13 protein-coding genes are annotated in these 14195 nt (G+C 44.1%); 6 read left to right on the top strand and 7 right to left on the bottom strand.

The window, feature by feature from the left end; translation table 11 throughout:
• The first annotated feature begins 4 nt into the window (after nucleotides 1–4).
• Nucleotides 5–265, top strand: a complete 261-nt coding sequence (locus F7D73_RS07055; protein WP_153123423.1) for a hypothetical protein — start codon at nucleotides 5–7, stop codon at nucleotides 263–265.
• A gap of 335 nt (nucleotides 266–600) precedes the next feature.
• On the opposite strand, the gene F7D73_RS07050 is transcribed toward F7D73_RS07055, so the two are convergent.
• Genes F7D73_RS07050 through F7D73_RS07040 form a run of 3 tightly spaced genes read right to left on the bottom strand, consistent with a single transcriptional unit; the run spans nucleotide 601 to nucleotide 3397 of the window.
• Entirely contained in the window at nucleotides 601–1371 is a 771-nt protein-coding gene (locus tag F7D73_RS07050) for an MBL fold metallo-hydrolase (protein WP_153123421.1), read from the bottom strand.
• 58 nt (nucleotides 1372–1429) lie between these two features.
• Complete coding sequence (murB, locus tag F7D73_RS07045; RefSeq protein WP_153123419.1) at nucleotides 1430–2482, bottom strand: UDP-N-acetylmuramate dehydrogenase; 1053 nt, start codon at nucleotides 2480–2482, stop codon at nucleotides 1430–1432.
• A gap of 57 nt (nucleotides 2483–2539) precedes the next feature.
• Nucleotides 2540–3397, bottom strand: a complete 858-nt coding sequence (locus F7D73_RS07040; RefSeq protein WP_153123417.1) for a DUF4348 domain-containing protein — start codon at nucleotides 3395–3397, stop codon at nucleotides 2540–2542.
• A 115-nt stretch (nucleotides 3398–3512) separates the two neighbouring features.
• Between F7D73_RS07040 and pheS the strand changes: the two genes are divergently transcribed.
• Complete coding sequence (gene pheS, locus F7D73_RS07035) at nucleotides 3513–4553, top strand: phenylalanine--tRNA ligase subunit alpha (RefSeq protein ID WP_153123415.1); 1041 nt, start codon at nucleotides 3513–3515, stop codon at nucleotides 4551–4553.
• Nucleotides 4554–4643: 90 nt separating this feature from the next.
• On the top strand, nucleotides 4644–5195 hold the full coding sequence (locus F7D73_RS07030) for a DUF3332 domain-containing protein (protein WP_153123413.1): 552 nt from the start codon (nucleotides 4644–4646) through the stop codon (nucleotides 5193–5195).
• 85 nt (nucleotides 5196–5280) lie between these two features.
• Here the strand turns inward: F7D73_RS07030 and F7D73_RS07025 are convergent, their stop codons facing one another.
• Nucleotides 5281–6459 (bottom strand): MalY/PatB family protein, encoded by a 1179-nt coding sequence (locus F7D73_RS07025; protein WP_153123412.1) that lies wholly within the window; start codon nucleotides 6457–6459, stop codon nucleotides 5281–5283.
• Between the two features lie 116 nt (nucleotides 6460–6575).
• Nucleotides 6576–7754 (bottom strand): aminotransferase class V-fold PLP-dependent enzyme, encoded by a 1179-nt coding sequence (locus F7D73_RS07020; RefSeq protein ID WP_153123410.1) that lies wholly within the window; start codon nucleotides 7752–7754, stop codon nucleotides 6576–6578.
• Between the two features lie 503 nt (nucleotides 7755–8257).
• Between F7D73_RS07020 and F7D73_RS07015 the strand changes: the two genes are divergently transcribed.
• The 3 genes from F7D73_RS07015 to F7D73_RS07005 all read left to right on the top strand — a co-directional run bounded on the left by F7D73_RS07015 (nucleotide 8258) and on the right by F7D73_RS07005 (nucleotide 11879).
• Entirely contained in the window at nucleotides 8258–8446 is a 189-nt protein-coding gene (locus F7D73_RS07015; protein ID WP_153123408.1) for a hypothetical protein, read from the top strand.
• Between the two features lie 106 nt (nucleotides 8447–8552).
• Nucleotides 8553–9248 (top strand): GLPGLI family protein, encoded by a 696-nt coding sequence (locus tag F7D73_RS07010; RefSeq protein WP_081579111.1) that lies wholly within the window; start codon nucleotides 8553–8555, stop codon nucleotides 9246–9248.
• A gap of 96 nt (nucleotides 9249–9344) precedes the next feature.
• A complete protein-coding gene (locus F7D73_RS07005; protein ID WP_194256870.1) occupies nucleotides 9345–11879 on the top strand; it encodes a hypothetical protein in 2535 nt (844 codons plus the stop codon).
• 67 nt (nucleotides 11880–11946) lie between these two features.
• On the opposite strand, the gene mobV is transcribed toward F7D73_RS07005, so the two are convergent.
• Together mobV and F7D73_RS06995 are read right to left on the bottom strand one after the other, a co-directional pair.
• Entirely contained in the window at nucleotides 11947–13293 is a 1347-nt protein-coding gene (mobV, locus tag F7D73_RS07000; protein WP_153123404.1) for a MobV family relaxase, read from the bottom strand.
• 189 nt (nucleotides 13294–13482) lie between these two features.
• A partial coding sequence (locus tag F7D73_RS06995; protein ID WP_153123402.1) for a toprim domain-containing protein occupies nucleotides 13483–14195 on the bottom strand: 713 nt, incomplete at its 5' end.

The following is a 14195-nucleotide window of genomic DNA, read 5'->3' as shown; positions in this document are numbered from 1 at the left end:
AGAGATGATAGAACAAGATGAAATCATAGAATATAACTCGCTGAACGAAATTCGTCTACGCAAGGAATTACTACGCAAGGATATACAGGCTGACGATGCCAAGATCAAGGCTTTGTGGAAATCGCTTTTCACCAAGCCCGAAGCGCTATCCAAGAATGCGAGCGCCAGCAAGCGTTTCAGCAGCATGATGAAAATCGGAGCTGGAGCCTTTGATGGTGCTCTACTTGCATGGAAACTTTATCACAAGTTCAAGAGAAAAAGATAAGGCATAATTGCTGAAAACAAAAGAAAGCACATCATTTTCTTCCTATAACAAGAGGAAAATGATGTGCTTTTTTATGCTGAAATTCTGACTTTCTTCCAGACTTTCGGACACAAAAAAGGGCCACCGCCGTGGCCCAACCTTGTTAACCTTAAATCTAATACTATGAAAAACACACGTGCAAATATAGAAAGAATCTATGAGTTTCACAAGCTTTTCCGTGAAAAAACTCAAATTCTAAACTATATTTAACTATTTGTGTCTTAATTTCTTATTTATTTAAATGTTATTAAACCTGTTCTATTTAGAACTTAGACAGTTATATTTAGAATAGAAATCTAAATTTCAAAGCTCATCTGATCATAACCAAAGACGAAGCCCTGAGGCAGGCGCGCATTGGCATCATCATGAAAACCTATCTGATGAGTAACATGCGTGAGAATCGTCTTCCGGGCTCCTATCCGACGGGCAACCCGTATGGCATCCTCTACCAGTTGATGACTATGATGCGGCTTATCGAAGCGGAGAGCATTGATAACCAGCGTTTCTACTCCTTCCAGATACTGATATTCTTCCTCGCCCATCGTCTTCATATCCGTAATATAGGCAAATTTGTCCAAACGATAGCCCAGGATAGGCATCTTATCATGGAGAATACGGATAGGCATGAACTCAATATCGCCAATCTGATAAGAGCGATGAGGCTCTATGGTATGGAGCTTGAGCTTCGGCGCTCCCGGATAAAGCTGCTCTACATCCTTAGGAAAACAGTAAGGCATGGTATGCGGCAAGGAACGGGTTACCAGCTCATCGCCATAAATATGAATATCACCAAACACGCAGAAGCCACGCAGGTCATCTATACCTCCCACATGGTCGTAATGAATATGCGTAATCAGCACACCATCCAACTTGCGGAACGGTTCCCTGAGCAACTGCATCCTTATATCCGGACCCGCATCTATCAGAATACGGGTTTTCTCCGTCTCAATCATCGCAGCACTTCTAAAGCGCTTATCCTTAGGATTATTGCTGCAGCAAACCTCACAATTGCATCCCAAAACAGGAACACCACTCGATGTTCCTGTTCCCAATAAAGTAATCTTCATTAATAATCAAATATTTCCTGAAAAACAAACGAATTCTTCACTCTTCGTTCTTCACTCTTCACTTAACATTCACCTCCGGATGGATATCAATGCCAAACTTCAGCTTCACATCCTTACGGATTGTTTCACAGAGATTGACGATTTCCTGCCCCGTAGCTCCACCACGGTTCACCAGTACCAGCGCCTGCTTGTCATGCACGCCTGCACGTCCCAGACTCTTGCCCTTCCATCCACACTGGTCAATCATCCAGCCTGCAGGAATCTTCTCGTGTCCAGCATCAATCGTATAATGAGGCATCCCCGGATACTGTGCAGCCAGCTCCTCATATTTTGCCTTCTCCACGATAGGATTCATGAAGAAACTGCCCGCATTGCCCTGCACCTTCGGGTCAGGCAATTTGGCATTGCGGATCTCGATGATGACATCACGGAGCTGCTGGGCTGTAGGATTTTCTATTCCCTTTGCAGCCAGGGAAGTACGGATGTTACCATAATCCAGGTCTGGCACAAAGTGCTTGCTCAGCCGATAGATGACATGAGTAACAAGATACCTATCCTTCCACTCATGCTTGAACCTGCTCTGACGATAGCTGTACTGGCAGTCCTGGTTGTCGAAAACCACTAATTTTCCAGTAGCAATTTCCACAGTTTCCACCTTATATATAATATCCTTCGCTTCCACGCCATAGGCTCCGATGTTCTGGACCGCGCTCGCTCCCACTTCTCCCGGAATGATACTGAGGTTCTCTGCACCATGATAGCCATGCTCTACAGCGTATGCCACCACGTCATCAAACACCTCACCACTGCCGCAGTTCAAGAAAACAAAGTCGGGATTTTTCAGATTCTCACCCTCAGCAGCAGCCTGGGTTTCATTATCCAGCACCTCGATGCCCTTGATGGCAGAATGGATCACCGTACCCTCGTAATCGCCTGTGAGCAAGAGGTTACTGCCACCACCCAGAATGAGCAGAGGCTGATCGGCAGCAGTAAGCCCAGCCACAATCTGCTGCGCCTCTTCTACCGATGAGTATTCCAGGAATCGCTTGCACTTGGCATCAATTCCAAACGTATTGTGAGCCAAAAGGCTATAGTCTCGAATATCCTTCATATCCAGCTATTTCTAAAAAACAATTAATCACTAAACAGTAATCACTAATCACTATATTTACATCTCCAGCTTGGTCAGCATCCACTTTCCTCCTATCTTCTTGAAGGTAAGCAGCGTTTCCAACCCATTGGCGATGCCACGAATCACGAATATCTTCTGGCTGCTCTCAGTATATTTCTGACCGTAAATGATGTTGTAAATCATGCCAGAAGGCAACTGAGGCGCAAAGGCAGGCCATGTCTCCGGTTCGATATCGCCCGTCATCGTACTGAAATCATCATCAGGATCAGGACCGGTAAACTTCACCGGATTATGCAGATGCTCTGCCTGAAAGGCTGAATCGGTAGCAAACGAACCGTAAAACTTCAGGAAGCTGGCATTCATGTTGGCATACATCGGCTTATAGTTGATGCTGGTCATCAGCCACTGACCGTTGATACGGTTGAAGAGGAACTGCTGAACGGTATTGGTCTTATAGAACACCTTTTCTACCACAACATGGTCGATGGTAGTATCCTTCACCAAATTCATCTGCTTCCGGTTGTCAAAGATCAGCGTATAATAATCTTGACGCATAAAGAAATGTTCCATCTTCCACCGGCGTTTTTCTATCTGCTTGATCACTTTTCCGTTACGACAGACAGGCAACGGGAAGTGTACACGCTGCCTCTGAAGCTTGCGACTGGCAGCAAAATTGAACAGGAAGTCGTCAAACAACTCGTCTGCAGCCTTAGGCATAGGAGTCTCCTCTATGAGCTTTTCGGTAGAGTCCATAGCCTGCGTGTCAGCGACTATCGTATCGGCAGCCACTGAATCAACAAGAGTAGCGGGCTTCTTATCCTTGCACCCCAAAGAGGTAAAACAAACGATGGTAAGCACCGCAAACATTACTGTTATAAAAGATAGTTTCTTCATAAACTTATTAAATTTCTCAAATTTTCATTGCAAAAGTACAACTTTCTTTTGAGATATTTCATATTTTAAGCAAAAAATATTATCTTTGCACTCAAAATAGACAATTTAATAAGATATGTTATTAGAAAAAATAGAAGAACTCTTGAAAGAAGTGGATTCTTTGACTGCTCAGAACGCAGAAGAAGTAGAACAGCTTCGCATCAAGTATCTCAGCAAAAAGGGTGAAATCAATGCCCTCATGGCCGACTTCCGCAATGTGCCAGGCGACCAGAAAAAAGAGGTTGGTATCAAAATCAACGAATTGAAGCAAGCTACCCTTGCCAAGATCAACGGACTCAAGGATCAGATGGAAGAGGCTGACGCAAGCAGCGATGACATCGACCTGACCCGTACAGCTTATCCTGTGGCTTTGGGTACACGTCATCCATTGACTGTCGTAAAGAACCAGATTATCGACATCTTCGGCCGTATGGGATTCACCCTCTATCAGGGTCCTGAGGTTGACGACGACAAGCACGTGTTCACTATGCTCAACTTTGCAGCCGATCATCCAGCCCGTGACATGCAGGATACCTTCTTCATCGAGAAGAGCAACGATGATGACGTAACCAAGAATGTGCTCCTGCGCAGTCATACCTCCAACGATGAGGCACATTACATGGAGACTCATGAGCCACCTATCCGCGTTCTCTGCCCTGGCCGCGTATACCGCAACGAGGCTATCAGCGCCCGTGCCCACTGCTTCTTCCATCAGGTAGAAGGTCTCTATGTTGACAAGAACGTAAGCTTCACCGACCTCAAGCAGGTGCTCCTCACCTTCGCTCGCGAGATGTTCGGTGCAGATACAAAGATTCGTCTGCGCCCAAGCTACTTCCCATTCACAGAGCCTAGCGCTGAGATGGATATCTCATGCAACATCTGCGGCGGCAAGGGATGTAACTTCTGCAAGCATACAGGATGGGTAGAGATTCTGGGTTGCGGTATGGTAGACCCTCACGACCTCGAGGCTTGCGGCATCGACAGCAATGTCTATACCGGTTATGCCTTCGGTATGGGTGTAGAGCGCATCACCAACTTGAAGTATCGTGTAAGCGACCTGCGTCTTTTCTCTGAGAATGATACTCGCTTCCTGCGCGAATTCGAATCAGCTAAGTAACAACACATATTTAATATAGTATATAGGTTTATATGCTAACTTATATTAGCGTATAGACCTATTTATTTTTAAACCTCAAAACATAAAGTTATGAAGAAATTTACGGTTAATGCTGTCATCGCAGTCTCTTTAGGCGCCATGACTCTCAGTTCTTGTATCGGCTCATTCTGCCTTACCAACAACGTTTTGGATTGGAACAAGCGTGCTACTGACAACAAGTTCGTTAACGAATTAATTTTCATCGTTATCAGTCCTGCATACGCAGTATGTTCTGTTGCAGACTTGTTCGTACTCAACTCTATCGAGTTCTGGACAGGCGAAAAGGTGATTGCCAATGTCGGCAAGACCAAGGACGTAATGGGTAAGGATGGTCGTATGTACGCCATCAAGACATTGAAGAACGGTTATGAGATTACCGACCCAGAGGGTGAGAAATCATACTTCGTATTCAACAAGAAGAAAAAGAGCTGGTCATACAGCAAGGATGGCGATATCCGTGAACTCTTCAGCTTTAATGAGGATGGCAGCATCCAGGCTTGTCTGCCAAACGGCGAGAAGATGAACGTGCCAGCCGACGAGAATGGCCTTTTCCAGGTTCGTATGGCAATGAACGATGGCTTCTATTATGCATTTAATAAGTAAACTATAGAAAATCGATAAAGGGGTGTGCAGATATTCAAATCTACACACCCCTTCATTATTTTATATATCCTTAAACTTTAAAGAGTTAACCTAATCCCCTCACAGCTTCTTCCAGCTGCAGAAGCGCCTGCTCCAGCACGCTTCTAGGCTCTGCCACATTCAGTCGCATGAAGCCTTCGCCACCGGGACCAAACATCTCACCGTCGTTCAAGGCAAGATGAGCCTTGTCGACGAACAGATCCAGAAGCTGGTCATGAGAGAGATTCAAATCCCGGCAATTCAGCCATACCAGGAACGAAGCCTGCGGACGGAGCGGACGGATGGCCGGAATATGCTCCTTGCAGAAATCCTCTACAAAGCGGATATTATCCTCGATATACGCCAGCATCTGCCTGCGCCACTCCTCCCCTTTCCGGAAGGCAGCAACTGTAGCAATAGGAGCAAAGAGCGTAGGCTCATCCAGTTCGTTGGCAGAGAGCCAAGGATAGAACTTGCTGCGTATCTCCTCGCTAGGAATGATGGCATAACTGCTCACGATACCCGCAATGTTGAAGGTCTTGGAAGGAGCCTGGAAGGTGATGCTGATATCGCGCGCATGGTCGCTGACAGATGCAAAAGGAATATGCTTGTGTCCGAAGAGAGCCATGTCTGCATGAATCTCGTCGCTGATTACCAGCAGATGATGCTCATAGCAGAAATCAGCCAGTCGCTGCAGGGTTTCCTTGTTCCAGGTAATACCTCCCGGATTATGAGGATTGCAGAGAATCAGCACCTTGCACTTCTCGTCACATACCTTTTCCAGATTTTCGAAATCCATCTCGTAATATCCGTCCTCACGCATCTTCAACGGATTGAAGACCACCTCGCGGCCGTTTCCCTGCGGGGTAAGCCGGAAAGGATGATAAACGGGTGGCTGGATGATGACCTTCTCATCTTCCTTGGTGAAGACGTTCACCACCAGTCCTATTCCCTTCACGATGCCTGGAATAAAGCGAATCCACTCGCGCTTTACATCCCACTGATGATGAGCCTTCACCCAATCGATGATGCTGGGCAGATAGTCTTCCGGCTCTACGGTATATCCGAAGAGCGAATGTTCCAGACGTGCCTTCAGGGCATCGGTGATGAAATCAGGGGTCTCGAAGTCCATATCCGCTACCCAGAGAGGCAGCAGATCGGTTCTTCCCCAGCGTGGCTGCAGCGCCTCGTGCTTGAGGTCGCCGCTACCCGAACGGTCAATTATTTTATCAAAATCGTACTTCATACTTTGAACTCTTTTTACTTTGAACTTTGAGCTTTGAACTTGGAACTTTATGATTAGCATCAGCTATTGAATTCTTCGTTCTTCACTTTTCACTCTTCACTTTCTCTGCTTTTCACTTACCCCAACGCCTGCTTGATATCCTCAAACAGATCGTCAACATCCTCCAGGCCGACGCTCAGTCTTACGGTTGTATCCAATACATCCATGCTCTGACGCATACGCTCCGAGAAACCGCCAAAGATGGTGCTGGCAGGATGGATGGCAAGCGAACGGTTGTCGAAGAGATTGGTGGCACGATGAATCAGCTTCAGATGGTTCAGGAAACTGAAACACGCCTCCTTGTCCTCCAAATCGATGCAGATCATCGCTCCGGCAGTCTTGCCAAACTGCTTCTTTGCCAACTCATGGAATGGATTATCCTCCAATCCCACATAATTCACGCGCTTGATCTGGGGGAGCGACTGAAGCTTCCTTGCCAGCTCCAGCGCATTGCTGCTCTGCACGCGATAACGCGCATCGAGCGTCTCCAGTCCGATAGTCTGCATATAAGCCACCTGCGGAGTCATGTAGGCACCAAAGTTGAAAAGCATCTCACCATAAAGACGCTTGGCAAAATCGCCATGATATGGTGTACCGTAATCGATGACCACACCGCCAAGCGATGTGGCACCGCCACTGATATACTTGGAACTGGATACCACCTCGATATCCACGCCCAGATCCTTAGCCGAGAACTGGGTGAAAGGAATGATGGTAGTATCAGCCACCAGGGGCACATTCTTCTCGTGAGCCACCTGAGAGAGTGCCTTCAGGTCGGCCACCTCCAGCTGCGGATTGGTAATGATTTCCAGAAACACGCAGCAGGTATCCTCATCAATTGCCTCGCGTACCTCTTCTATATTAGTCAAATCGCGCAATCGGACCTTCACTCCGAAACGGCGCAAGGTGGCAACCAGCAATGCATAGGTATTGCCGAAGAGATGCTTGGAGCTGACGATGTTCTTGCCCTGTGCAGCAAGCGCCATCAGCGTATTGCTGATAGCAGCCATACCCGAATTGAAGGCTGTAACATGCTGTGCCCCAGTCAGTGCCTCGATGCGGCGTTCCAGGTTGGTAACCGTAGGATTCTCCACACGCGAATAGTCCGGAGCCTTGATCTTGTCAGTAAAGGCATCCGACATGATGGCTGCGTTGTCAAATTCGTAAGCCAGCGTATTATATACCGGAACGCTCAGCGAATCATAAGCGTCTCTGCGTTCGTATGCCACATGAATGGCCTGAGTCTGTTTCTTCATTTTCTATTAATCTCTCTTTTAATTTTGTATTTGCTATATTTTGGCTGCAAAAGTACTAAAAAAATGCGATATAGAAATACCAAAGATTAGGTATTTTATGAAAAAATTACGCTAAAAACTGCCGAATAGCTTAAAATGAGCTATTTATGAGTCTTTCACCTCAATAGAGGTAATGATTTGGCAACAGTCCTAAATTCTGCTATCTGCATACGTTTGCTGCCTAACAACTCTTTTCGGCTGCAAAAATACAAAAAAATAATGAATCTAAGATCTTTAATTCCCAAAAAAACATCAAACCGAAAGACATGTTACAAAAAGTACAGTTTCCTTACAAAATAGCAGCATAATGTTTAATCAGATTTAATTTTACCGTCAATAAGTTTAATTCTGTTTAAAAATAACCATCAAAAAGTTCTATCAATCATTTTTTTTTGTACTTTTGCAATCGAAAACAAAGAGGTTTATACCTCCGCAACATGTATAACATTTAAAAAGGAGAAAACATGAAAAAGTTTTTGTTTTCTATAGCTTTGGCATTAGGTGCTATATGCATGCCAAGTCAAGCAAGTGCGGCTGAAGTATCTTCACCAGTAGTAAACAACATTAAGGCAACAACAACGTTCCAAGCAACTCCATCAAATGGTCCTGTCGTTATTATTACCAAAGATGGAACAGTCATTATTGTTCTCTAATGTCGTAGTCTATTGCTAATCAACAACGACTGCATATTACATGAGTAGGCACTCTTTTTAATTGGAGTGCCTACTCTTTAATATTTTCTTTCTATTCTGTACAAATATGAAAAGGATTATATTATTCACGCTTTCGTGCTTAGTCTCTTGTCTATTAGTCTCTGCACAAAAGATAGGATTATCCATACATTATAATATGGTGATGCAAATTCCGAAGGAGGTCTATAGTATGAGTGATTTAAGTAAAAGACAAATGATTATAAATCAATTGTCCAATCAGCATAAAACTTATACTTTATTTACTAATGGCAACGAATGTGCATTTTCAACCACAGGCATAGATAACAATGTTATCAAACTTGAAGGAAGTGGCTCATACTATACAAATACAACAGATAATAAGGAAATAAGTATAAAAAGCATTGTAGATAAGGCATTTGTCGTTTTTTCTGATTCATTAAAAAATGAATGGGATTTGTATTTTGATGAGACTATAGAAGTTTTAGGAAAGAAATGTACAAAGGCCGTATATAAGAAAAATCGTTCTGTAGTAGCATGGTTCTGTCAAGAAATACCATCCCCCGTAGGACCTTGTGGATATATAGGGCTGCCAGGGGCAATACTCCGCTTGACGACATCAAGCGAAATTTATGAGGCAGAAAGTATTTTGCCTATAAAAGGGCAAGTCAAGATAGAGTTACCAAGAGGAAAAATAATGCAAAAACCTGCTTTTGAAAAGTTACAGAAGAAAAAGATTGAAGAGTTGAAGGAAAGCGGCAATGACAATGTCATAGTTTTATAGGATAAAACATAAGGATGTATGGGACGTTTAAGAAGTTTACTGTTATGTATGCTAATCTGCATATGTAGATTTTCTATAGCACAGAATATATCGGGTATGGTTGTTGATGCACAAAATACAGCCATACCCTTTTGTACTGTTACATGTTCACAAGATAGTGCGGCACATTCCATCGTTTCGTATGCAATATCAAAAGACGATGGTTCGTTCACTATCCAATCCAACAAGGCTTTGTCCTCATTTTGGTTGACAGCAAGATGTGTCGGATATACTACACTGAGAGTACATTATAAAGAAGTGCCGGCAACCCCATTACACTTAATGATGAAAGACGACAGCTACACATTGTCTGAGGTAACAATAAAAGGTAGAAACTTAGGGGCGAAAATAAAGAATGACACAATTGAATTTAGTCCAGATGTGTTTAAAAACGGAAGTGAACAGAACATGAGCGATGTCATTAAAAAGTTGCCTGGAATGACAGTCGATGAATCGGGAAATGTTTCCTACCAAGGAAAAAAAATAGATAAGTTCTTGGTCAATGGCGAAGATGTGCTTTCTACAGGAGGACATGCACTAAAAACTTTGTCCGCCGACTTTGCTTCTGGTGTGGAGTTGCTTAGTAACTATAATGATGGAAATGTCGGCAACTCTTTTAATTCAAAAGAGACGACAGCATTAAACCTTATAAATAAGGACTTCCATAACAAATGGGCAGGCAACTTTACAGAAGGAGGCGGTATGAAGAACAAGTTTGACAGCAAGAACTCAGCTTTAAAGATGGGCAATAAAGTATCTGCATCCATTATAGCAAATGCGAACAACACCAATGAGGCTGTATTCTCTATAATGGACTATCTCAATGCCAATGGCGGTCTTACAGGAGTCAAAACAACCAATGGATTTGCGCAATTGAGCCTTTCCAGTGCAGAAAGAAATGTCTTGATGCCAAGTAATGACGAATACAAAAGGACTTCAGGTATTGGCAATGTCAATTTAACATTGAAACCGTCTTCACACTACAAGGCCACAATAGGTGTAATCCACAATGAAATGGATGCAAAGTCTGCATTGTCAACGGAACAACATATAAAGATGGCGCAGGAAAACATACGTAAGTCAACAGAAGAGAATGGCAAGAAAAGAGGCAGCTTCAGTTCATTTAACCTCAGCCAAAAATGGGATGTCAATCAATACACAAGCTTGCGTTTCCAAACGAAGTTGGCATATAGCGATATGAGAAACAGTATGTCTATCATGGATTATTACAACAATAATTCCGATAGAAATACAGACAATGACAAAAACAAAGGATTTAATGCTTTACAGCAGGTCAGCTTAAATTCGTTGATAGGCAAAGGCTTGCTTTATGGAAGTGTAGATTTCGCTTTTTCTAAGTCAGACAGAAACTTGGACATTCTTTCCTCTTACGAATTGCCTATCGAATATACACAGGCTGATGGTTCTTACTATATAGATAGAGGTTTGAAGAAGCTGAATGTGGCAGGTGCTGTAGGATATGTATTTCCTATTTCCCATAAAATCAACTTGAAATGGGAGTTGTCCACTCAGAACTACGATTCATGGATAGACCAAAATGTAGATAGCGAACATTTGAACAGTCACAATTTCGGGATTTATGGGGGGCTCATGAAGAACAAAGGTCTCTTTAGGTTTGATGCAGGCGTTAGATTTTCTGATTATGGGAATAATACAAACATTAATGGACTAGCGACAAAGTCTGTAATCAAGTGGGAGCCATCCTTTGCAACAGAATTACGTTTCAGTCAGCAACACTCAGTTGCATTTGGACTGAGTTACAAATATGTGCCAACCGATATTGAAGCACTTTCGAGACTTTCTGTCATCAATAGCTACGATGAGGTCACAGATGCTTCCTCATATTCAAGGTTGGGCAACAACGCCCTGAACATGAATATTGCTTATAAGTTGTATAGTTTGTATAGCAGAACAATTATATTTATGTATTTGACTTATGAGAAGGCTGATAACACCGAAATGCTGAACTATCAGAATGACGGTTTATTACACAGCCAAAATTATATGGATGGAGGAAAAAAGGAAACCGTAAATGCAACTTTATATGCCAACAAAGGATTGGGCAACTTGCCTATTGATGCCAAACTGACCACAACATTTTTATGGAATCGAAACGAAATTGCATACAATTTCATTCCGTGTAAAATGTTGATAGGGAACTTAAAGACAGACTTAGGTTTCGTCTCACGCTTTAAGATTCCTTTCAATGTTGAGGTTGATGGCTTGTACAACAAGTTGACAAACAAAGTCACCGACTTAAACATTGATTCTAGTGACAAGGAATTTGGTGGAACTGCAAAGCTCATATTTGCGAAGAACAAGTTCGCCAGTTTTGTTACCGGCAAGTGGAACAAGATAGAGAATACAAGCGGAAGTAAGATATTGCGAGATATTGATTTTTCCATTTCCTATAAAATCAAGAAATTCACATGCAAACTTTCTGGCACGAATATCTTTCACCTTAACGGAATCAATTGGTTAAAACAAAATGTTACACCAACTTACACATCCTATGTTAGATACAAACAACATTCTGGAAATGTTATGCTATCTCTAACATATCAATTGTAAAAGCAACAACAAAGAGGCGGTTTACCCAAAAAAGTAAGCTGCCTTCTTTGTTCTTGCAAAAAGTATATTAAAGTTTGAAACGACGCTGTGTTTTTAACCTTATATTATTCCACTGTTCCTTAAACCATTCAACCATAGTTTGTCTATTTATATACAAAAATAGTTGGTTCGGCTTGGTAGAATCAGAGAATACCTTAATTTCTGCATTCACTACATTGAACTTTCTTCTGTGCTCCTCGGAATAGAGTGAACCGCTAAAGTTGAGTGCCTTTCCTGTAAGAAGCGCCCCAATTTGTTCAACGGTAAAGCCAACACTCCTGCACAGGTCTTCCATTTGCAAGCGTGCCTCCAACATCGGGAACCAATGCTTGGCTTTGCGGACGATGTCATTGAGCAAAGAAACTTCTGTTGCGTGCTTGCTCTTCAAATCTACGACCTCTGCTTGGTGTATCTGTTGCATCTCGTCAAGCTGTTTGCTGTGACTGTCCTCCATTTGCTGCACCTTCTCATGGAGTTCGTCAATGTATTGCTCTCGGTCAGTCACAAGCTCGCACAACTTTCGGTTGTGTTGCTCCACCTCCTTCAATTTTCCACTGCCCAAAAGAGAACCAATCTTCGACACAAAGGCAGCCTTTGCTTCCGTCTTGGCAGCCTGTAGCTTCTCCGTGTTGATTTCACTCTTGGTCTGTTTGAGCAGTCGCTCCGCTTCCTCCACATCGGATTGCAACAGTTTCATGCAGTTTTGAAGTCTCTCCGTCTCTCGCTTGATGTTACGATAATACTGTGCCGTGGTGGTATGCCTCGCATCCGATCCACGGACACCTCGCTTCAAGCCATACTTGCCCATGGCTTCCGCATAGCTGTCGTGATAGCCAACCATTTTGTCACGGTTGAGCACATCATCGGCACACAACCTCACGGCATTGGCTTTCTTGCGGTATGTCCGCTTGCCTTCTTCCGCTGTCTTGTTCTTCGCCTTTCTCCGCTCGCCTGTCACTATCGGAACGATGGAGGCGTGGAGGTGCGGCGTGTGCTCGTCCATGTGGAGAACCACCGAAACGACATTCTCCTTGCCGAATGTGTCCTGCAACCACTTCAAGCTGTCGTTGCACCAATCGTCAAGCTGACCATTGGCTGCGATGTTCATCATGTCCTCGTGCGTTCCAGACAGCACGGTTCTAATCACCCTCACCTGGTCGTTGGTTATCTTGCGCTTGATGCCTGCCGTCTTGATGCGGTGGGCGATGGCTTCGTCACGACCATACACACCGCTCGGCATCTTGACAAGCTCACGGTTGAGGTGAGTCCTTGTTGGGTCGGCATTGTCTGGTATCACCTTGCGCTCTATGTGGTCTGACTCCCTTGCGTCAGAGCTGCCCTTTGCCTTCTTGAAATCCAAACTGAAATGTCCCATAATAAACTTGTTTTTGAGTTGTACAAATCCGCTTGCCGCATTGCGCCCTGCGCATGGCTCACGGGGTTTCAAAAGGGGATACCCCTTTGCTCAATGGGCGTTTTTAGCGGTGGCGTGCCACTGCGTCAAGAAAACGCCCTATTGAGCTATGGCTTTTCCGTTCAGAATAGCCATTGGAGCAGGAACCGCCTACATGCCCAAGGCTGCGCCTTTCCTGCGAGGTGGAACAGTCTGCTTAACAGGCTGTACTTGGTGTACTGACTGTTTGGATTTCACTCCGCACAGATAGTCGTTCAAGTCGTTGTATTCACTGTACAAGTGGGATGCGTCCCTCACACGGTAGCCGAGAGCAGTCTCGATGGCAAGTGTAGCCTTACGCCCTGCGTCATCGTTGTCGAGCAGACAACTGATGCGCTCGTAGCCATGGAGTGCATCAATAGCCTTGTCCACGTTGCTTGTGGAGTTGAGTATCACATAGTCCTGTGCGTCCAATGACGGACAAGCAGGAAACTTCTCCAAGCGTAACGAGAGAAAAGAAAGATAATCCATCATGCCCTCGAAAACATAGCAAGCGTATCTTGGCTCGCCTTGATGTCGGATATGGGTGATATCCTTGGGTGACATGCACCCCTTGAAGAATCGGTTACGCACCTCATAGCCACCCGACTTGTTCTTGAAGCCGATGGCAAAGTATTTTTTATAGTTATGCGAGAAGTGGAGTTCCGCACATTCCTTTTGGGCAATGTGCAGATTAATCTTTCGCTCGCTCAGATAGCGCAGGAGTGCAGGATGGTTAAGTTCCCTCACTTCCAATCGCTCAAAACTCGGCTCGGTAGCTTGCTGAGTAAAAGAAAAGTCGGTCGGACGAACATGGGGAGTTTGCTTCTCCATCTTGTCCAAAA

Origin of the sequence: Segatella copri, from assembly GCF_009494395.1 — a bacterium.
GTDB lineage: Bacteria > Bacteroidota > Bacteroidia > Bacteroidales > Bacteroidaceae > Prevotella.
Note: the sequence above shows the minus strand (reverse complement) of the source record. Positions and strands in the feature narration are given on the sequence as shown.

Coding starts and splice junctions, on each gene's coding strand:
- F7D73_RS07055 (WP_153123423.1), top strand. CDS start 5: ATGATAGAACAAGATGAAATCATAGAATATAACTCGCTGAACGAAATT.
- F7D73_RS07050 (WP_153123421.1), bottom strand. CDS start 1,371: ATGAAGATTACTTTATTGGGAACAGGAACATCGAGTGGTGTTCCTGTT.
- murB (WP_153123419.1), bottom strand. CDS start 2,482: ATGAAGGATATTCGAGACTATAGCCTTTTGGCTCACAATACGTTTGGA.
- F7D73_RS07040 (WP_153123417.1), bottom strand. CDS start 3,397: ATGAAGAAACTATCTTTTATAACAGTAATGTTTGCGGTGCTTACCATC.
- pheS (WP_153123415.1), top strand. CDS start 3,513: ATGTTATTAGAAAAAATAGAAGAACTCTTGAAAGAAGTGGATTCTTTG.
- F7D73_RS07030 (WP_153123413.1), top strand. CDS start 4,644: ATGAAGAAATTTACGGTTAATGCTGTCATCGCAGTCTCTTTAGGCGCC.
- F7D73_RS07025 (WP_153123412.1), bottom strand. CDS start 6,459: ATGAAGTACGATTTTGATAAAATAATTGACCGTTCGGGTAGCGGCGAC.
- F7D73_RS07020 (WP_153123410.1), bottom strand. CDS start 7,754: ATGAAGAAACAGACTCAGGCCATTCATGTGGCATACGAACGCAGAGAC.
- F7D73_RS07015 (WP_153123408.1), top strand. CDS start 8,258: ATGAAAAAGTTTTTGTTTTCTATAGCTTTGGCATTAGGTGCTATATGC.
- F7D73_RS07010 (WP_081579111.1), top strand. CDS start 8,553: ATGAAAAGGATTATATTATTCACGCTTTCGTGCTTAGTCTCTTGTCTA.
- F7D73_RS07005 (WP_194256870.1), top strand. CDS start 9,345: ATGGTTGTTGATGCACAAAATACAGCCATACCCTTTTGTACTGTTACA.
- mobV (WP_153123404.1), bottom strand. CDS start 13,293: ATGGGACATTTCAGTTTGGATTTCAAGAAGGCAAAGGGCAGCTCTGAC.